The organism is Bacillus sp. FJAT-22090 (assembly GCF_007676755.1).
Lineage (GTDB): Bacteria > Bacillota > Bacilli > Bacillales_A > Planococcaceae > Psychrobacillus.
In genome coordinates, this window is the sequence record NZ_VEBK01000001.1 from 343,641 (window position 1) to 363,596 (window position 19,956).

Annotated in this window: 15 protein-coding genes and 1 riboswitch; of the genes, 6 read left to right on the forward strand and 9 right to left on the reverse strand. The window is 38.8% G+C overall.

All coding sequences use genetic code 11. The annotated features are described in order from the left end of the window. Positions 1–35 precede the first annotated feature (35 nt). The 4 genes from addA to FS486_RS01690 all read right to left on the reverse strand — a co-directional run bounded on the left by addA (position 36) and on the right by FS486_RS01690 (position 8,517). Positions 36–3,749, reverse strand: coding sequence for a helicase-exonuclease AddAB subunit AddA (gene addA, locus FS486_RS01675; RefSeq protein ID WP_144509517.1), 3,714 nt, complete (start codon positions 3,747–3,749; stop codon positions 36–38). Further along, positions 3,736–7,230 (reverse strand): helicase-exonuclease AddAB subunit AddB, encoded by a 3,495-nt coding sequence (gene addB, locus FS486_RS01680; RefSeq protein WP_144509518.1) that lies wholly within the window; start codon positions 7,228–7,230, stop codon positions 3,736–3,738. Before addB ends, addA begins: the two co-directional genes overlap by 14 nt. Before the next feature lie 101 nt (positions 7,231–7,331). Then, the gene (lepB, locus tag FS486_RS01685; RefSeq protein WP_144509519.1) at positions 7,332–7,883 is read right to left on the reverse strand and encodes a signal peptidase I; all 552 of its coding nucleotides are present in this window, start codon (positions 7,881–7,883) and stop codon (positions 7,332–7,334) included. Further along, positions 7,876–8,517 (reverse strand): TVP38/TMEM64 family protein, encoded by a 642-nt coding sequence (locus FS486_RS01690; protein ID WP_144509520.1) that lies wholly within the window; start codon positions 8,515–8,517, stop codon positions 7,876–7,878. The genes lepB and FS486_RS01690 overlap by 8 nt, the downstream gene beginning before the upstream one ends. Positions 8,518–8,789: 272 nt before the next feature. Between FS486_RS01690 and FS486_RS01695 the strand changes: the two genes are divergently transcribed. From FS486_RS01695 to FS486_RS01720, 6 genes are all read left to right on the forward strand, one after another. Further along, positions 8,790–9,512, forward strand: coding sequence for an AzlC family ABC transporter permease (locus FS486_RS01695; RefSeq protein WP_144509521.1), 723 nt, complete (start codon positions 8,790–8,792; stop codon positions 9,510–9,512). Between the two features lie 4 nt (positions 9,513–9,516). Then, a complete protein-coding gene (locus FS486_RS01700; RefSeq protein ID WP_144509522.1) occupies positions 9,517–9,825 on the forward strand; it encodes an AzlD domain-containing protein in 309 nt (102 codons plus the stop codon). Positions 9,826–9,924: 99 nt separating this feature from the next. Further along, positions 9,925–10,031, forward strand: a riboswitch (SAM riboswitch). Positions 10,032–10,181: 150 nt separating this feature from the next. Beyond that, positions 10,182–11,207 carry a methionine ABC transporter ATP-binding protein gene (locus tag FS486_RS01705; protein ID WP_144509523.1) on the forward strand — a complete coding sequence of 342 codons (1,026 nt, stop codon included), beginning with the start codon at positions 10,182–10,184 and terminating at the stop codon, positions 11,205–11,207. Next, positions 11,197–11,859 carry a methionine ABC transporter permease gene (locus tag FS486_RS01710; protein ID WP_144509524.1) on the forward strand — a complete coding sequence of 221 codons (663 nt, stop codon included), beginning with the start codon at positions 11,197–11,199 and terminating at the stop codon, positions 11,857–11,859. Before FS486_RS01705 ends, FS486_RS01710 begins: the two co-directional genes overlap by 11 nt. Positions 11,860–11,889: 30 nt before the next feature. Continuing rightward, positions 11,890–12,759: a MetQ/NlpA family ABC transporter substrate-binding protein gene (locus FS486_RS01715; protein WP_144509525.1), complete on the forward strand. Its 870-nt coding sequence runs from the start codon at positions 11,890–11,892 to the stop codon at positions 12,757–12,759. 15 nt (positions 12,760–12,774) lie between these two features. Further along, complete coding sequence (locus FS486_RS01720; RefSeq protein WP_144509526.1) at positions 12,775–13,980, forward strand: M20 family metallopeptidase; 1,206 nt, start codon at positions 12,775–12,777, stop codon at positions 13,978–13,980. 168 nt (positions 13,981–14,148) lie between these two features. Here FS486_RS01720 and FS486_RS01725 read toward each other — a convergent pair whose 3' ends face one another. From FS486_RS01725 to FS486_RS01745, 5 genes are all read right to left on the reverse strand, one after another. Then, positions 14,149–14,406 (reverse strand): CsbA family protein, encoded by a 258-nt coding sequence (locus FS486_RS01725; protein WP_144509527.1) that lies wholly within the window; start codon positions 14,404–14,406, stop codon positions 14,149–14,151. An 8-nt stretch (positions 14,407–14,414) separates the two neighbouring features. Further along, a complete protein-coding gene (locus tag FS486_RS01730; RefSeq protein WP_144509528.1) occupies positions 14,415–15,584 on the reverse strand; it encodes a PDZ domain-containing protein in 1,170 nt (389 codons plus the stop codon). An 82-nt stretch (positions 15,585–15,666) separates the two neighbouring features. Next, a complete protein-coding gene (locus FS486_RS01735) occupies positions 15,667–17,085 on the reverse strand; it encodes a S41 family peptidase (RefSeq protein WP_144509529.1) in 1,419 nt (472 codons plus the stop codon). A 71-nt stretch (positions 17,086–17,156) separates the two neighbouring features. Beyond that, positions 17,157–17,735 (reverse strand): redoxin domain-containing protein, encoded by a 579-nt coding sequence (locus FS486_RS01740; protein ID WP_144509530.1) that lies wholly within the window; start codon positions 17,733–17,735, stop codon positions 17,157–17,159. 891 nt (positions 17,736–18,626) lie between these two features. Further along, complete coding sequence (locus tag FS486_RS01745; protein ID WP_144509531.1) at positions 18,627–19,934, reverse strand: murein hydrolase activator EnvC family protein; 1,308 nt, start codon at positions 19,932–19,934, stop codon at positions 18,627–18,629. Positions 19,935–19,956 lie beyond the last annotated feature (22 nt).

Sequence of the window (19,956 nt, forward strand, 5' to 3'; positions counted from 1 at the left end):
CTTTTTTCCCCCTATAATCTATTTTGGAACCATTTTTAAATTAGGATAGTTTTATCTACATCAAATAAATAAAGTATCTTCTCTTTAATCTCTATGTGTAAAATGGTCTCTATTGCTTGTGCGTACAGCGATAATTGAAGATTATATCGATTTTTCATTTCTTGTTGCAATAAAAATTCGTCGTTTACTAAATATTGAACATGGTCCGTTTTATAATCTAGCAATACCCAACGTCCATCCTCTTCCAAAAACAAGCAGTCGACGATCCCTTGAATGATTTGCTTGTCTCCCTCTTTGTCTTCTAGAGCATAAGTAAACGGAAATTCACGCATAACCTCTTTAGAGCTACGCAATCTTTCCGCAATATCAGAATGGAAAAACCGCATTATTTTTTCAGGATTAATCGCCTTTTGTTCCGCTTTTGTTACTATTTCACGATTGAACAGTTGCTCCGCGAATGCTTGTACTTGTTCCGTTGTTTTTACTTCTGTCAAATCTACATTTTGCATAAATGCATGAACCGCCGTTCCAACTTCTGCTCCAGTTAGTTTTGCTTCTTGCTGCAAAAAGAACGGTCGCTTCGCAATTTTTGCTACATTATTCGTATTCGTTCCCATTTGAAAATATGTGTCTTCTTCTCTTTCCAACAATTGCTGTATTTTCTTTATTTCACTTACGCTTTGTTTCGAACGTTTGTGAGTAGCTAGTTCAAATGGATAGACTGTATCAAATCGGGCGAGTACTTGTGGCAAGAAAGTTGCTTGGTCACTGTTAGTCAGTTGGTCAAGTGAAATTTGTTCCTTCACTTCTGCATCGTTTGGTAGTTTCAGTTCATCGACACATTTAGTAACGATTCGCCACTTCGAATCGCTCTCTACAATATTAGCTTCAACTACTTCAGCTACTTGTTTAAAATCCGCATGTCTTGCTAAAGCAGGACCAATCCAATCTAAGTAGCCTTTTGCTTTCGCACGGACATAGCCGGGAAGCATTTCATCGGGCAAAGTTGCTTGGGCATCCTCCCATTTTGCAAGTGTTTTCGCCAAATCTTTTATAGACGCAGTAAGATACAAATATTCTTTTGCTCTTGTCATAGCAACATATAGCACGCGCATTTCCTCTGCTTTTAACTCCATTTGTTTCTTTTCTTTCATCGATAAAAAAGGTAATGAAGTGAATGATATGCGTTTTTCAGGATCAATTGCTTTCACTGCAAGACCAAATGTTTGGTCAAATAAATATGGTTCATTAAAATCCATCTGGTTAAATGGTCTACCCATTCCGGCTAGAAACACGACAGGGAATTCCAAACCTTTCGAAGAGTGGATTGTCATAAGACGCACGACATTTTCCTTCTCACTCATCGCACGTGCCGTCCCTAAATCATCGCCACGTTTACGCATGCGGTCTATGAAACGCAAAAAGCGGAACAGTCCTCTAAAAGAGGTCTTTTCATAATCAATAGCACGGTCATGTAGCACGCGTAAATTCGCTTGTTTTTGCATCCCATTCGGCATAGATCCGACCATTTCGTAATAATGTGTATCTAAGTAAATGCGCCATATCAAATCTGCTAGGGAGCCTCTTCTACTCAAATTACGCCAATCCTCAAACTGCAATAAAAAACGTTGTAGCTTCTCACTAGTTTCTGTAGAAATTCCGGCACCACCGCTTGATACGAATAATTTTAACGCCTCATAAAAAGGCTCTTTTGGTGCTGAAAGGCGAATAAGGGCTAGTTCGGATTCGGTAAGTCCGACAAAAGGAGCACGTAGGACCGCTGCGAGTGATATATCTTGATATGGATTGTCAATGGTGCGAAGCGTATGCAACATAATAAGCACTTCAATTGCTTCGAAATAACCTTTCGATAGCTCTGCATATAAGGGAATGCCTGCTTCTTTAAATTGATCTGTTACTTCCTGCGACCATGTCATTGAACGCATCAGGATCACGATATCGCTGTACTGAACGGGACGACTTACTTTTTTCCATGGATCATACACCGTTTTACCGGAGTCGATCATTTCTTTAATTTTAAAAATAAAGTAGCGGGCTTCGGCTTGTGATTTTTTTAACTCTTCCTCGGCACTTACTACCTCATCTATATCGTCAACTGCAGTTTCCACGCTTCCATCTTCTACTTCATATAAAAGGGCCAACTCTACCGGTGCTTCGATTTCATCGTACGGTGCTTGCGGTTTTAATGAAGCGTCCTCGTCGTAATTTATTTCGCCGACTTTTTCCCCCATTATTTGTTGGAAGATATAATTTGTTGCATGCAGCACTTCTTTACGGCTTCGGAAGTTTGCATTCAAATCTATTTTTACACCGGCATCCGTAGAAATATCGTTAAACGCAAGATACTTTCCTAAAAAGAGCATTGGTTCTGCTAAGCGAAATCGATAAATAGACTGCTTCACATCACCAACCATGAACATATTACCTGTTCGTTCATCTCCGCTTTTCACTAATTGTAAAATCGTTTCTTGCAGTAAATTTACATCTTGATATTCATCAGTAAGCACTTCTTTGAAACGTGCTTTATATTCTTTGGCAATATCCGAAGGAACAAGCTGTCCATCTTCTCCTTGTTCCGTTAAAATCTCCAATGCATAGTGCTCCAAATCAGAAAAATCGACTAATCCTTTCTCATTTTTGGAAGCTGCATATCGTTCTCCATACGTAACCGCCAATTCGACTAATGTACGCAGAAGAGGTGCCATCATTCTCATTTCTTCTAATAAACGTTCGGGTGTTCTTGTAAAATAGCTTTCTTTTAGCTCGTTTACGATTTTCTTTACTCTATTTCGTTTATCTACCGCTTGTTTTTTCAATACTTCATCACAAGTATCTTTTTTGATAGATGCAGCCTTGTTCCAAGTAATTCCTTGGAAATACTCGAAGACGTCTTGCCAAGTACCCATTTTCATTAAACGTATTGCTTCTTGAATCATTTGTTGGTCTACTATAGCCGTTTCTGCAAGAGGAGCAGGGCCATTCGGAATATTCGCGAGCTTTCGAATTTCTTCCGTTACAGCTATTGCTTCTTCTAAATGATGAATAATTGCAAGCTTTAAAGGTTCGATGAAAGAGAGCCCATCAATTGTCTTATCTTCGTCTAGTGCATAGGCTTCTGGTATCGCAAGCAACCACTTTTTCGGTTCTGGATGTACACGGGCATACGTATATAATTTCTCTATCATCGTTTCGATCGATTGGTCATCTCGATCAGAAGTGAAGCTATCAGACAAACGGTACATCGCTTCCGGATTTTCGGTCTTGTATGCTTCCTCCAACACTTCCGCTAAAATATCATCTCGTATAAGTGCCGCCTCTGTTTCATTGGCTATGCGGAATCCAGGATCGATCGTCAGCATATACGAATATTGGCGAACAATATTTAGGCAAAAAGAATGTAGAGTAGAAATTTGAGCTTTGTTTAAAAGACTTAGCTGCTTTTTTAAATGAGCCGACGAAGGATCAAGGGCAATTGCCTTTTCTAGTGCTTCTCCCATTCTGTGTCGCATTTCGGCAGCAGAAGCGTTCGTGAATGTAACGACTAATAATTCATCAACATTAATCGGATTTTCCTTTGCAATTACTTTTTGAATGAGCCGGTCGATGAGGACAGCAGTTTTCCCGGAACCTGCTGCTGCGGATACAAGGACATCTGAACCAGTTGCCCATATTGCTTTCCACTGGGCAGGCGTCCATGTTAGTTCCGCTGGCATATTAGGAATGTTCATCTGTACTCATCTCCTTACGTATTTTTTCAGTTACTATTTCGGGTTGTTCTATTTTTAAATTACGAACTGGCTGGGCTGGATCTTGCGGGTCAAATTGACAGACACTCCGATATGCACAATAAGTACAAGGCATTTTGTCCTTTAAACGATACGGATAGACGCGGGTATCTCCAGCATTCATCCCATTTCCAGCTTGTTCATGTTTTTTGCGAACAAATGATTGAAGAAGTTTCATCTGTTCAGGCTCAACTACTTTGGAAGACGATTTCGATAGGTTTCCATCTTTATTCATACGGACGGGAATAATTTTAGAAAAACCTTCGATTTGTTCGTCCATTTCCATAATCACTTCTGGATCATCCAGTAATAATCCATTCATCTTATATGATTTATAAATCTCTTCCTGTAGTTGGGCATCTGCCATTTCTTTTTGCGTTTTGATGAACGGGTTATGCAGATGTACATACAATACTCCCGCTGGCTCGGCATCTTCTTTCAGCCAAATTGGCGCATTTTCTATCGCCACATCTAAATAAGTTAGCATTTGAAGAGATAGACCATAGTACACCTCGTTCAAATCAATTCCTTTTCGTGAAGATTTATAATCGACAATGCGAACAAACATATTGCCATTCACATTGGAAGCATCCACTCTGTCAATCCGTCCACGTAATTGCATTTTACGCTGATGCTTTAAAGGAATTTCTAAAGCAGGCAGTTCTTCCCCTGGACCAAATCCAGCTTCTATCGCTATTGGAACAAAACTTGATACTTGTGAATGCTTACTTAGTGCAAAAAGCGTTGATGCAACAATTTGTTCCAATTTACGTTGAATATACCGGTATCTATTCGTACTTAATAATAATTGGTGCACAAATACAGGGACGATTTGGTCGACTGCTTGTTTTGCTAGCTGAGTGCATTGCTCTTTAGATAGCTGACCCCACGTCAAGCCAAGTCTCGCCGTTTCATCCGCAATCCATTTAAGTGCCGCGTGAAATAGATCTCCCATCGCGGGAGCCTCTAGACGATATTCTGCGCGTTCTTCCAACTTCAACCCGTATGCGGCATAATGCGCAAATGGACAGCTATAATATCTCTCTACTCGAGAAACGCTGGAAATCATTGTTTCGCCGTATAACGCAGAAGTTATTTCCGAAGAAAGTCTTTCTGTTTTGTTTCCTTCGATTAATGGTTTTACAATCCTATCTAAAAGCTTGGACCAATAAGGATCATCCATATAATACTGATACACCGATTGCCAAACCTCTGATAAGCTCCCTGTCTCTAGTGATTTTCGCAATTGCATCACAAGATAAGGTAAAGTAGTTCGAGGATGACTCACTGATTCCAATTCAAGTTCCTCATTCATACTGTCCGTTGGATCCATCACAGCCTGTGCTACTGGAACTTCGGTAACCAATTGTTGCAATTTCTTTATATACATCGATGGAAGCAATGCTTTCCCTTCACTATCGGCAATTGGATAGGAAACATCTAAATAATGAGAGGCAGTGACGAACGCCTTATAAGTTAAGTAGTTTTCATCCAGCAAGCGCATTTTCGATGTTGGTGCTAACTCAAAACCAATTTGAGTAAACCAATCTCGCTCTGTGTCTGACAGCAAGCCTTCATGATCCATTCTTTTTGGAAATGCCCCATCATTCACTCCGACGACAAACATAGCTTTTAAATTCGTCAAACGGGCAATATCCACATTTGCCACAATTACTTGATCGATAGTTGGAGGAATTCTCGAAAATTCAAGTTGGTCATATCCCTCATCTAAAATTTTCGCCGCTTCCTCTGCAGTCATTTCTTTTTCCCCAAACATTAATACAAATTGATCGAGCACGTTCACCCACTCGTTCCAAGCTTGTTCATGCTCAGTTGCAAGAAGTAATTGACCATCCTCTTCTTCCCTTTGCTTTAGACTTTGAAGTTTGTCGTAAACTTGTAGCGATTCCATCAATGCAAATAAAGCAGAGGCAATTTCTAGTCCTGTACTACTTCGTTCTAATTGCTCCGAAAATACTTTTAACGGCTGTACAACCAGATCACGGGCAGCATGTAGATCCTCCTGGATACTTAGCTCTTCATCCGTTTGCACTTTCGAATAAAACTCTAACCCCCGGTATCTCTTGTAAATCCATCGTCGTTCGTCAAACCATCTGTCTCCATAAATGCCGAATGCTAGCACGAAGTTTTCTAAACGATCGATTCGTTCTCTCCACTTGCTTTTCGGAGCATCCAATGGAAAAAACAAATCCGTTTTAATAGCACGGAACATTGGTTCATACTTCCATCCAGTTCGTATTATCTCTATTACTGTCCTGCTTAGCTCAATGAGAGGATGATGCAACATCGACTTTTTCTGGCTGATAAATACAGGAATATCATATTGCGCGAATATCGTTTCTATTAATCCTTCATACGCTTCCGCGTCCCGATGTAAAATAGCTATTTCTTTATATCGTACCTCTTTTTGTTGTATCAATTCTCGTATTCTTCTTGCCGCTGCATGTATTTCTGCACGTCGATTTGTCGCTTCGGTAATTCGCAGATTGCCTTCTGTTTTCATCCCTGTTGGATGCAATTGATCGAAGTTTGCTTCAATATGCGCAAGTTCTTTAGACACAAATCGCTTTTGTTTTATTTGATGGACTGTTTTTTCTATTTCTACATTTTCTGCCTGTGCTATTTCTAGTAATCTCGCACATGTATTGGCGGGTTGATAAAACAAGGACTGCTCGTCTTGAGCATCTGCTAGTGACTCCATTGGCAGAGCAATCGTAATGCGTTTTACTTGTTTCATCAATTCTTGGATGATCTCTAGCTCTCTTGGAGTAAATGAAGTAAATCCATCGATGTATATTTCCGTTTTTGCAAGCAAGGAGGAATCCTTTATTTTCATCGCTAGTAAAGTTAAATACCCTTCCCCATCGATATAGCTTGCTCCTAATTTTTGCTCCATTAAATCAAGCATAAGCATTAGATCAGACGATTTATCAAGCAATGTCTTAGGTGCTTGTACGGTTTCTAATTGGTTTAAAGCGTTTATCATCGTTGCGTGATCCAAACAATAACGACTAAATTCTTTCATCAGTACTTCTATTTGATCGGTAAACCCTCGTTTTGTTGCGGCTCTATTAAATAATTTAAATTCATCTTTATTATCCTCCAACAAACTACGAATTAGCATGCGGTAGCCAAACCCACTTATCTCTTCTTTTGCAATTCCACCTGTTTCTTGTAGGATACGCCAAGCTAAGCGTTTAAATGTTGTCACCTGTGCACGTATTAATCCTTGAAGTCCGGTTCTAGCCGCTAAATCATACTCGCTAGAAAAGGACATCTGGTCAGGTACTATATAAAACAATGGATCTCCTAAAGGAGCCCGTTGTAATGAATGTACTATTTCTTGTTGCATAAATATTGTTTTTCCAGTCCCAGAACGTCCACTGACAATTCGTAATGACATATTAACCAAACTCCTTTCTAAAGAATAGCGTTGGAGCAGTACAAAAAAATTCCGAATAATCTCCTCTTTCTATTGTACAAAACATCCAATAGAGAAGGAAATTATTCGGAACGAAAATTCACTGTAGCGTGGGAAATTGGCCAATAAATTAGTTTCACTTCCCCAATAACATCTTTTTTATCGATAAATTGAAAATAACGGCTATCTAAACTGGACATGCGATTGTCTCCTAAAACAAATAACTTATTCGGAGGTACTGTTTTACTGCCTGTCAGCTCCTGCAACTCAAAATCCTCCGTAAAATTTTCCTCTAGATTTTCATAGGCGGGATAAGATGTCAAAAATGGCTCTTCCACTTTCTCATTGTTAATAAACAACTCATCGTTTTCATAGGAAATCGTGTCTCCTGGCAATCCAATGACGCGTTTCACATAATCTTCTTTTTTATCACTATGAAAAATAACAATATCCATTCTTCTTATGGTCGCTAATTTACTAATAACGACTTTATCTTGATCATGAAGCGTCGGCATCATCGACTTGCCGATTACTTCATAGTTTGTTGCTACAAAAGATCGGACAAAAATAACGACGAGGACTCCAATCACTAAAGCACAAAGCCACTCGATTAATTCTTTTTTTAATTTACCCAAATTTTTCTCCTTTTTTACTCTTTCTTTCTACACGAAAGGTGCGCAAATCCGCTTCCACTTTTTTGTCGATTCGTTTTTCTATTCGTTTACCTAAAAACCAAAGAATAACGATAATTAATGCAACAATTGCGGTGCGTACAGGCTGTGTAATTAAAGCTTTAATATCCGAGCCAATGAAACTGACGATGAAAATCATAATAAGCTTTCCAAGTGTCACCGTCCATAAATATGTGTTCTTTTTCATATTGGACAAACCGGCAACTATATTTACAAGTGCAGAAGGAGTAAATGGAAAACAAATGAGTAAAAAAAGTGGACCGAATCCATTCCTCTCTACCCATAATATTAATTTTTGTATCTTTTCATGTCTCGTAATAAACCCAAGTACGCGAGCTCGTCCATATTTACGAATAACTAAAAAGACTGTATATGCCCCTATTACCGAGCCGGCCCATGAAAGGAGAAATCCAAATAAAAGTCCATACGCATTTACGTTTGCCACGATAAACACAATTAACGGTAAAAAAGGTAAAAAAGCCTCTAAAAAAGGCAGAAGGATACCGATTATTGGTCCAAGCGCACGATAATCATGCGTTAAATTTGATAAAGTTTCCATCGAAAACCAATCAGGCATATTGCTCTCCTCCATAATATGTATATTTACCCCAGTTTAACAGACTGTAATAACCTCACGTCAATTTTGGTGAAATAAACGCGAAAAAATAGGTAAAGATGAAACAGCCTGTAGATCCCGATTGGTTCAACTAACCATCATTGAGAGGTGATGAAGATCTCCCCCACTGGTAGAAGTTTCACTTTATACTATTCCCATTTTTCGTATTCATAAAACTATTCAGTTATAGTATAATTTGTTCATTATGATTTTATAGGTGGTGACATTTTAGTTTGAATAATAAATCATTTATACAAGGGATAAAAGCTGGTTTAAGTATTGCAATCGGTTATTTTCCAGTCGCATTAACATTTGGTTTACTTGCCAAAACGTCCGGCCTATCCATTTGGGAAGCAACTGCAATGAGTATCTTCGTTTATGCAGGAGCATCTCAATACATGTCTTTAACCCTTATTTCAAAAGGGGTTGATCCTATTTTAATCGTTTTAAACACATTTGTCGTCAATATACGTCACTTCTTAATGACGGCGGCACTGAATGAAAAGATGCATAGTGAGAAAAGATGGATTAAAGGAGTCTATGCTTTTGGAATAACGGATGAATCTTTCTCTGTTCTGGCAACTCAAAAAGACGAAAAAATTCCTAAATCTTTTGCATTTGGAGTTGCAATCATTGCCTATAGCAGTTGGGTAATATTTACTGCAATAGGTCATGTCATCGGCGCCAACCTCCCGCACTTTTTACAAGCAGCCATGTCTATTGCACTATATGCCATGTTCGTAGGCCTTCTTGTTCCCTCTATGCGCGGAAGCAGAAAAGTAGTCATGCTTGCATTAATCGCTGCAGCTATTAATGGCTTCTTTTATTGGACACAGATTTTGTCAACAGGATGGTCTATTTTAGTCGCTACATTAGCGTCCTCTATTTTTGTAGAAATTATTTATGCTAGACATGAAAAACGGAAGCGTATTGCCGGGCAGCTGAAAGGAGCTTAAGCAAATGGGGTCATGGTATTGGTGGACAATACTCGGAATGGCAATCGTTACGTATATTCCAAGAGCTGTCCCACTAACTTTTTTAGAAGGAAAAGAATTGCCACCAGTCGTTTCTGGTGTTTTGCGTAATATTCCCTACGCTGTGTTAGGAGCATTAATATTCCCTGCTATTTTGTATGTGCAGGAAGGTCATTTATTATTTGGATTCATCGGCGCGATTGTAGCGTTTGCATTAGCATTTCTTTTTTCTAATGTGATGGTCGTTGTTTTAGGTACAATCGGTGTTTTAGCAGTATATAGTCTATTATTCTGAAATATCTGAATAATTTTACTTTAAAATACTACTTGACGACTTGGTCTTTAATGTTTAAAGTTGAAATCAATTCTTACAACAATTACATAGCACATCACTTTCTTATCCAGAGAAACCGAGGGACAGGCCCTATGACGTTTCGGCAACAGGTTCATTTTTGAATACTGTGCCAATTCCTGCAAGCGATTTTGCTTGGAAGATGAGAACGAGATGGTTTTTCGTATAGTCGAAGAGCTTTCTTTTTCTTATCCACTTGTAGATAAGATCGAGAAAGCTCTTTTTCGTTCTTTTTTGGAAAGATAGATGTTGTCAACCATTGTTCGTAATGAATCAACGAAGATTCAGGAGGTTATGACATGATTGAATTTAAAAATGTTTCCAAGACATTTCGTCTTGGCAAACGGGAGGTGCATGCAGTTCAAAATGTTTCCCTAACGATTAACGAAGGAGAAATATTTGGGATTATCGGCTTTAGTGGTGCTGGGAAAAGTACTCTACTTAGACTTGTGAATATGCTCGAACGTCCCTCATCTGGGTCAGTGCATATTCAACATATCGATGTAAATGCATTATCCCCTAAAGATCTACGTACGAGACGTCGCAACATAGGGATGATCTTTCAAAACTTTAATTTATTTACCTCTCGTACCGTTGCAGGTAATATTGCATATCCATTGAAACTTGCTGGTTTATCGAAACAAGAAATTAGTTTACGAGTAGATAATCTATTACGCTTTGTGGGCCTTTCCGATAAAGCAAAGGATTATCCAGACCAACTATCAGGTGGTCAAAAACAACGGGTCGGTATCGCAAGAGCACTAGCTACATCCCCCGACATTCTTATATGTGATGAAGCGACTTCTGCTCTTGATCCAGAAACGACAGCTGAGATTTTACGATTATTGAAGAAAGTAAACAAAGATTTAGGAATTACTATTTTACTTATTACACATGAAATGCATGTAATCCAATCTATTTGCCACAAAGTTGCGGTAATGGAAGACGGCAAAGTTATCGAATCAGGAAATGTGTTTGATGTGTTTACTAACCCTCAGCATTTGACAACTCAGCGGTTTATCCAATCTGTGCAGAAAGATTTACCGTCTGACCATGTATTAGAAGAATGGCGCACACGAGGTGGCAAAAAATTATATCGAGTGATTTTCAAAGGAGACATAGCGAATGATGCGGTGCTTTCCCAAGTTACTCAAAAACATCAAGTCCACTTCAATATCGTATATGGCTCTATCCGTGAACTCCAAGAAAGATTATTCGGAAACTTACTTATTTCTTTTGAAGGAAATGAAGAAGCGATTATATTAACTTTGAAGGAACTAGCGGGAATTGTGGATATTGAGGAGGTTACCCATTATGAAAGTTGATTGGAGTACATTTTGGCCACGAATCCTGGAATCGACTGGTGAAACAATCATCATGGTTATTTGCACACTTGTTCTAGGCTCTATTCTCGGAATAGCTATTGGTCTATTACTTTTTGTTACTAGAGAAAAGAATATTTTAGAAAACAAGTTTATTTTTCAGCTATTAAACATTTTGATTAATATTATTCGACCTATTCCATTCATCATTTTCTTAGTAGCTATCTCACAGTTGACTAGATTAGTTATTGGCACAACTATCGGTACGGCTGCAGCAATTTTTCCAATGACGATCGTTGCTAGCTTTTCTATCGCGCGTGTTGTTGAAAATAACTTAGTAAGCATCGATTCTGGAGTAATAGAGGCTGCTCAAGCAATGGGTGCCAGCCCCCTTCGAATCATTATCACCGTTTTAATACCAGAGGCATTGGGGCCACTCATTTTGGGACTTACATTTATTACAGTCAGTTTGATTGATTTCTCTGCAATTGCAGGCACTGTTGGCGGTGGTGGATTGGGGCATGTCGCGATGACTTATGGATATCAACGTTTTGACGGAAGTGTCATGCTCGTCACAGTTATTATACTAATTATACTTGTACAACTCGCCCAGTGGTTAGGCAACACCTTATCTAGAAAATTTATGAGAAGATAATTCAATTATATAAAAGGAGAGATTTTATTTATGAAAAAACTTTATTTATTAGTATTAGCAGTTTGTACTGCTTTAGTTTTAGCAGCTTGTGGCAGTTCATCTGCATCTAGTAATGACAGTAAAGATACAGTAAAAGTTAAGATTGGTGTAAACGGCTCTGATGGAGCACAATGGCCGATTTTGAAGAAAAAGGCAGCAAAAGAAGGGATAGAAATAGAGCTAGTCGAGTTTGCTGATTACACTTTACCGAATAACGCTCTTGCACAAGGAGACATCGATTTGAATGCATTCCAGCATCTATCGTTTTTATCGCAATATGTAAAAGAAAGTGGCAATGATCTTATACCAATTGGTTCCACAATGTTTGCTCCACTTGGAATATATTCAGAAAAAATTAAAGATATTGCAGACATTAAAGCTGGAGATAAAATAGCCATTCCTGATGATCCTTCTAACCAAGCACGCGCACTACGCTTATTAGAAGCAGGAAACTTAATAAAACTAACAGATGACTTCGGACTATTTGGAGACCCTTCTAAAATTGCAGAAAATCCGTTAAATTTGGATATTATCCCGATGGTAGCTCAACAAACTCCTCGCGTCCTACCAGACGTTACCGCAGCTATTATTAATAACGGAGTTGCAGGTCAAGCAGGATTTTCTCCTGGTGAAGATCCTATCTTTAAAGAAGAGGGAGATAACGAATCGATTTATCCTTATGTAAACTTAATCGCTGCCCGTGCAAAAGATAAAGATAATGCTACTTTTAAACGAATTGTAGAACTATATCATGAGGATGACATAAAAAAAGCAGTAACAGAAGATACAAAAGGTGGCTCTTCCCTAGTTGTTTTAACGCAAGAACAATTAGATCAAACATTTGAAGATTTATTAAAATAAAGGAGGAAATAAACAATGAGTATTGTAGTAGAAAATAAGGACTTAATAACGAAATCTATCGAGGATAATAAAGAGTTGTATATTCAAACAAGTCAAGACATCCATGCCAATCCCGAAATTGGCAACAACGAATTTTATGCGAGTGCCAAACATATCGCCATTTTAGAAAAAGCAGGCTTTCAAGTAACGTCTGCTGTTGCAGGTCATGAGACATCTTTTTATGCAGTGAAGGAAAGTGATAAAGAGGGTCCGACTATAGCTTATTTAGCTGAATACGATGCATTGCCAGGTCTCGGCCATGCTTGCGGTCATAATATTATCGGCACCACCAGTGTCGCAGCAGCAATCGCTTTATCAGAGACACTTGCGGAAACTGGTGGTCGAGTTGTAGTTCTTGGAACCCCTGCAGAAGAAGGGGGTCCTAATGGAAGTGCAAAAGGTAGTTTTGTCAAACATGGCTTTTTGAAAGATGTCGATGTTGCTTTAATGATTCATCCAAGCGGAAAAACATCCTTAACTAGTGAAACACTGGCAGTAGACCCATTAGATTTTCATTTTTATGGGACTGCTGCTCATGCTTCTGGATCACCCGAAAAAGGTGTTAATGCACTAGATGCAGTTATTCAATTATTTAACGGAATTAATGCACTGCGCCAGCAATTGCCCTCCGATGTACGAATACACGGCATCATCACCCACGGAGGTGACGCACCAAATATTATTCCGGATTATGCATCCGCACGATTTTATATTCGTGCCGAGACATGGAAAAAAACAGAGGAAGTAGCTGATAAAGTAAGAGCTATTGCAAATGGAGCCGCATTAGCGACAGGTGCTTCTGTGAAAATTGAACGGTTCCAAAATGAAGTGCAAGATTTCGTTTTAAACTCCGTTTTAGACGAAGTTCTTTACACAGAACTAGAGGCTGTTGGGGAAAAAGTGCATATAGAAAAACGAAAAGGCAAAGGATCAACAGATGCAGGGAATATTAGCTATGTGGTACCAACCGCACATCCTCATATTAAAATTGGACCTGACGATTTAATCGGACACACGATTGAATTCAGAGAAGCCGCTAAATCAGATGCCGGAAACGAAGCACTAATCAAAGGTGCAAAAGCACTGGCATTGACAGGATACCGAGTTTTAACAGATGCCGAGCTATTGCACAATGTTCGAAAAGAATTTGAAGCAGCACTTGCACGAAAAGAAGAGGCTTGAGGTGGATTTTGCGATTTGGAGTTTATATCTTGCGATTCTGGACTAGTTGCTTGCGATTCCAGTGAGGGATCTTGCGATTCGGAGTTTGTATTTTGCGATTCTAGACTTGTTAATTGCGATTATTTAACAACTGAAAACTGATACCCTGTTTACAATGAAAAATCCGCCTCAATGAGCGGATTTTTTCTTTTTATCTCGGCTTTTCATTTTCGTAGAATACCAGAATCCTAGTGTTAGCGAAGCTGCATCTATAAGGTAAATCCACCATCTATGTGTATAACCAGCATAAACTGAAGCTGCAAATAATGCGACTGTCAATACTAGAGCAACATAATGATTAAACGTAATACGTGTAAAAAGGACGACAAGTAGTGCAGGTGCAAAAATAGCTAAGATTACTTGCGTTGATAATGATAATGTTTCCATAAATTCTCCTACCTTACTAAGATCAAACCTAGTCGATAATGATCATGTCTAAACAAAATATGCTGGCGCAAACGAAGCTCTCCATTGAAATCGATTACTTCTAAGCGACAATGTGCAGCATTTATTTGAACTGCTTCATATAATTCTTGCTCGGTTGTTACTTGTTGACCATTTACTTTCACAATACGTTCTCCGATTAGTAAACCCATTTTCTCTGCGGGAGAATCGGAAAGAACTCCTGCTATCATAACACCATTTGACTGTGGCGACACTGCAAAAGTACCAGACGTCTCTGTTTTGTAGGCTACATAAGAGATGATCAATCTAGCTAATAAGCCAAGTGCAATAGCCAATACACTAATTAGCGGCAGTATATAACCTACTGCTGCCACAACTGTTACGATAACTCCTAGCTGCCAAACCTTTTTCCCATACTGAGGGAAAAATTGAATCGGCAATGTATGTCTGCTTTTTTGTTGAAATCCTATAACAAATGGAAATAAAATAAGGGAAAATGTAGACTCTCCAAGAGGAAATTGTGGCCAGTATGGAATATATGTATCAATAACATCGCCTGGCACAACTAACAAAATAGGAAGCAACCACAAGCGCTTCGTTATATATTCCATCGCTTCAATTCCTCGAGAAGTACGTACTAATCTTGGAGAAGCATTTCTTGCCCCATATTTTTGAATAAGTGCCCCTTCAGCGATTAATAACAGTCCTGCTAAAACGGCGATTGGCACAATTCCTTTATCCAACAGATCGAATCCTTTTAAACTCCATGTCAAGACATGGAACGACCAATCATACACATACATCATATATAGTGTAGCTGCTCCTAAAGCGATTGCATATATTGCTGAGCCAACCTGATACATAAACAATAAAATAAATATAATCATCCATGCACTATATATGAATAACCAAGAAGTTGGGATAACTAGTCCCACTCCAACACTAATCACTGATATTACAATTGCCCATATGTACCCATCTAACAAAAAGCGCTTCGCTTCTGTCCAACCCCATAAAATTCTAGTGCGCAATTGTCTTCTTTCTCTTTTTACACGATAAAATCCAATTAAAATAGAGAAAAGTAGCGTAATATATACTGCTGGATGAAGGAAAAACCGTCCAATTCCTTTAACCAATTCGATTAATAATTCTTGTACCATACGCATCCTCCTCGCTTACAATGATCCTTCCCATTATTGTAACAAACGAGGAGTCTTTTGCGTATAGGATTTTCGTATAATCTTATTTTTTTAAATCATGAATTAAATAACCAATACCCATTTGCAACTGTTTATCATTTTCTTTTTTCGCTTTATATTCGGAAACAGTTTTCGTTAAAGATTGAAAAAAGACATCATCTATTTCGTCGAGTTCATTTAAGCTTCTTTCTTGACGGTATTTTTCAACTGCATCCATCGTACCCTCATCAAAATATCCATCTTCTCGACCAATATTGTAGCCTAGTGTACCTAGCACTTGTTGGACATATTTAATTTCCTCGCCGTAATCACCAACTCGGAACTCTCCGCTATAATATTTTTGATCCAGTGCAAACAATTCTTCTTGTTCCACCTTAAGATCAGCTTCAATCCCCTTATGGTGAATCCATTCTTGTTTGGGAGTAAGCCATTTATGTGTAGAAATTTTCAACTTGCCTCCATTGGATAATGGATGTGTTTCTTGCACGGTGCCTTTACCGAAGCTAGTTTCCCCTACAATCATTGCTCGTTTATTGTCTTTTAATGCGCCTGCAAGGACTTCACTTGCAGATGCACTTCCCCCGTTTTGCAATAATACTGCTGGTACTTTAGTTAAATAAGGGGATTCTTGACTTTCTGTATTCAACATTTCTAAGACACCATTCGAATCTTGCATGTACGCAAAAGTTGTTCCGTTTTTTACTAACGTACCAATTACAGATGAAACGCTAAATAAATAGCCTCCTGGATTGCCTCGAACATCAATGACCAATCCATCGATGCCACGTTCTACTAAAGATTTTGTTTGCTTGATCCACTCTTCCCCAGTTTTTTCTCCAAATAAATTGATTGTAACAATCCCAATAGAAAAGTCATCTACTTCATATATTTCACTCGAAACTGTATGCATTGCAATTGTATCTCGTTTCATATGTAACTCCACATGGCGATTTTCACTAGCTCGATAAACTGTCATCTTTAAAGTTGTTCCTTTTTCTCCACTCAATAGCTGCACAAGCTCAGCCATCGATTTGCCATCTACTCTTTCTTCATTCACCCGAACAATTTCATCTTGAGATTTCAATCCCGCTTTATAAGCTGGCGAGTCTTTAATAGGTGCAACAACAATAAATTTCCCCGCCGTTTGCATAATCTCTACACCAATACCAACTCGCTCCTCAGCAAGTGATGCTTCTTGGTTCGCAGCCTCTTCCTTTGTTAAATACGTACTATGAGGGTCCTCTAATGCTTCTGTCATTCCTCGAATAGCTCCTTCGACAAGGAGTTTTTCATTTTTTGAAAATACCGCCTCTTTTTTAATTAATTGAAATGCTTCATCAATAACTGGGCTACTACTGACGTTTGACTGTACGGAACTAGTATTCTTTCCAAAATAAAAGTATGCTACCCCTAGGAAAATAACAAATAAAAAAACGTATAAAAAAATCCGACTTTTGCGCAAGTTCAACCTCCTACTTTTCCACTAATATATGTGTGAAAAGTGAAATTTAATACTTGCCCAAAAATCGTCTCTTATTTTAATTTACTAACAAAGTCCGTTAGCATTTGTTCATCCATCGGACCAACTATTTTATTTTGGATTGTACCAGTAGTGTCTATCATGTATGTTGTGGGAATTGTTATCGCTTGATATTTGTCCCCAACCTTACCTTCTTCATCCAAAGGAATTGGGAAACTTAATCCATAGTCTTTTTTAAAAATTTCTACTTTATCAATACCAACATCCGAACTTGTTAAGTTTACGGCTAGAATCTCTACATTTTCTTTTTCTGCCATGTCTTCATAATAATTTTGCATATGTGGCATTTCGGCTTTACAAGGCGGACACCAAGTTGCCCAAAAGTTCAGCACGACTTTTTTTCCTTGATAATCTGCAAGTGTCACTTCTTTTCCGTCCAATGTCGTAAGTGTAAAGTTTGGTGCACGATCCCCTTGGCCAATCCCTTCATTAGCTGGATTAGTCGCCAAGTCGGTTCCCATCTGTTCACCAGCAAATGCTTCGGTTTCATCAATATTATCTCTTACAAATGAAATCGTTGCAATTGCAACTAAACACCCTACAATTAATAAGCCCACTATCTTTTTCTTCACAGCTTACCTCCATTAAAACATTTTTCAATACATCGCTGTCTTTATTATAAACCCAATAGGTATGTGTATACTAGCTAATTGATTTACAGGTTGTAGGTTATATTTATATTCCAGCTTTAGATTAATATGCAATGCCTTATTTTAGGGAGAGTGTGTCTTAAGGAAGTGTCCGCTTGGATTTCCGCTGCAAGACGGACGCTTTCCGTGGGGTGAGTGATGAGCCTTCACCGCCCGCTTTGGCGTTCGTTGTGAAGTCTCATCTTACTCACTCGATCCCACTGGAGTCGCCGTCTTGCAGCTTCAATCCATCCAAATATACGCTTTCACCTGTATATAATATCCATTAAAAGTTAGGAAATGGCTTAGTGAGACCAAATAGCTCGTGAAAGCAACCAATTTAATACTCAACGCAACCAGTTTGAGCTGGAAAGCAACCAAATTAGCAACGAGCGCAACCAATTCCCCATGCAAAGGCTTGCCGGACACTGGATTAAATCGTCCATTAAATTTGCGCAACATCTTAGTCGTTACTCGCAACATTATAGACCAGATGCGCAACATTTGGGACAGATTGAACTTTTATGCTCGTATGCTACCTCGTTATGCCCGCATAACAACATTCTTTGCTCGGAACGGAAGCAATTTTCTCTGATTTTCTCTGCTAGCGGCGACTCCTGCCGAGGCCGACAAGATGTTGGTCACCAAGGCGTTGCCACACGAGGTGGCGTTCTTAGCCTTTGTTCCACTGTGGACAAATGAGCCAGCCCAACGACGCCTAAGCGATGGGGCTGGCTCATCGCTCACCCGGCGGAAAGCGTCCGTCCTGCAGCGGAAATCCTAGCGGAACGAAGAAAAAAACGCCCACCAAAACTATGGTGGGCGACTTACTATTTATAGAGAGATATATCGTAGTGGATTCACTGAGTTACTTGCCATACCACTCCAAGTTCCTAGATGGATTTCAAAATGTAAATGAGGGCCAGTAGAATTTCCTGTTGTTCCGACTGCTCCAATAGTTTCACCTTTTGAAACTGCTTGTCCTACGCTTACTTTGATACTACTTAAATGTGCATATAAAGAAGTGTAAGTTTGACCGTCTATTGAATGTGTCACCATAATTACATTTCCATACGTGCTAAGTGGCGATGCATAAGAAACAACACCATCGGCCGCAGACATGATTGGAGTTCCAGTTGGGTTCGCAAAGTCGACTCCGTAATGCATTTTCCCTTTTCCGAATATCGGATGAATACGATATCCGTACCCAGAAGTGAAGCGTCCTCCTGCTGGTCTCGTCCAATCTCCAGAGGAAACACTTGGAATTGCCGTAGAAGATCCGCTTGCTGATTGTTGACGTTTACGCGCTTCCGCTTCTTTTCGCTTTTTCTCTTCAGCTAATTTTCTAGCGATCTCTTCTTGACGTTTTTGTTCCGCTACAATTTTATTCGTAACTTCTGCACTTAAATCCAATACTTCCTCGTATTCAGATTCCATTACCTTTTTATCTGCTTGTAATTTTTGTTGCTCTGCTTCTAATTGGTCGACTAAATTTCCTTTTGATGCCTTTTGACTGTCTAAAGAAGCTTTTAAGTTTACTAGTTTTGCTTTACTGTCTTCTTGTTCTTGTAATTTTTTCTCTAGAGTAGCTTTTTGTTCTTCTAATTGTTTTTTATCTTCGGCTTGTTCTTTTAAAATCGTTCTATCTGCTTCCATTAATGTATTAACTGCTGAGAAGCGGTCGATAAAATCAATAAAACTATTTGCCCCTAGTAAAACGTCTAAATAACTAACAGACCCACCACTTACTTGAACTGCACGAATACGTTCTTTTAAAAGCTCGTCACGTTCTTCAATTTTACGCTCTAATTCTGCAATAGAAGCATGTAATTTTTCGATTTCTGTCGTTGTTTGTTCAATTTCATTTAATACTTTTGAAATCTTATCTTCTGTTGTAATTATTTCTGTATCTAATGCTTGTATTTGAGCCATAATTTGATCGATTTTTGTTTCATTTTGGTCGATCTTGCCTTCTGTTTCTTTAATATTCGAGTTAATTGATTGTTTCTTTTGCTCTAGTTCCTTCTGTTGGCTTTTTAAATCGCTCAACGAATTAGCAAGGGCACTTGGTCCTGTGAATAAAAGTGCTCCTGTTGTAGCTAACGCAAATACGCGTAGCACCCATTTAGACTGTTTTCTCAAAACTTCTTGCTCCCTTCGAATT

Bases quoted from the DNA above. Each gene is read 5' to 3' on its own strand.
- FS486_RS01715 (WP_144509525.1), top strand. From the start codon at position 11,890: ATGAAAAAACTTTATTTATTAGTATTAGCAGTTTGTACTGCTTTAGTT.
- FS486_RS01730 (WP_144509528.1), bottom strand. From the start codon at position 15,584: ATGGTACAAGAATTATTAATCGAATTGGTTAAAGGAATTGGACGGTTT.
- FS486_RS01725 (WP_144509527.1), bottom strand. From the start codon at position 14,406: ATGGAAACATTATCATTATCAACGCAAGTAATCTTAGCTATTTTTGCA.
- FS486_RS01705 (WP_144509523.1), top strand. From the start codon at position 10,182: ATGATTGAATTTAAAAATGTTTCCAAGACATTTCGTCTTGGCAAACGG.
- FS486_RS01690 (WP_144509520.1), bottom strand. From the start codon at position 8,517: ATGCCTGATTGGTTTTCGATGGAAACTTTATCAAATTTAACGCATGAT.
- addA (WP_144509517.1), bottom strand. From the start codon at position 3,749: ATGAACATTCCTAATATGCCAGCGGAACTAACATGGACGCCTGCCCAG.
- addB (WP_144509518.1), bottom strand. From the start codon at position 7,230: ATGTCATTACGAATTGTCAGTGGACGTTCTGGGACTGGAAAAACAATA.
- FS486_RS01710 (WP_144509524.1), top strand. From the start codon at position 11,197: ATGAAAGTTGATTGGAGTACATTTTGGCCACGAATCCTGGAATCGACT.
- FS486_RS01700 (WP_144509522.1), top strand. From the start codon at position 9,517: ATGGGGTCATGGTATTGGTGGACAATACTCGGAATGGCAATCGTTACG.
- FS486_RS01720 (WP_144509526.1), top strand. From the start codon at position 12,775: ATGAGTATTGTAGTAGAAAATAAGGACTTAATAACGAAATCTATCGAG.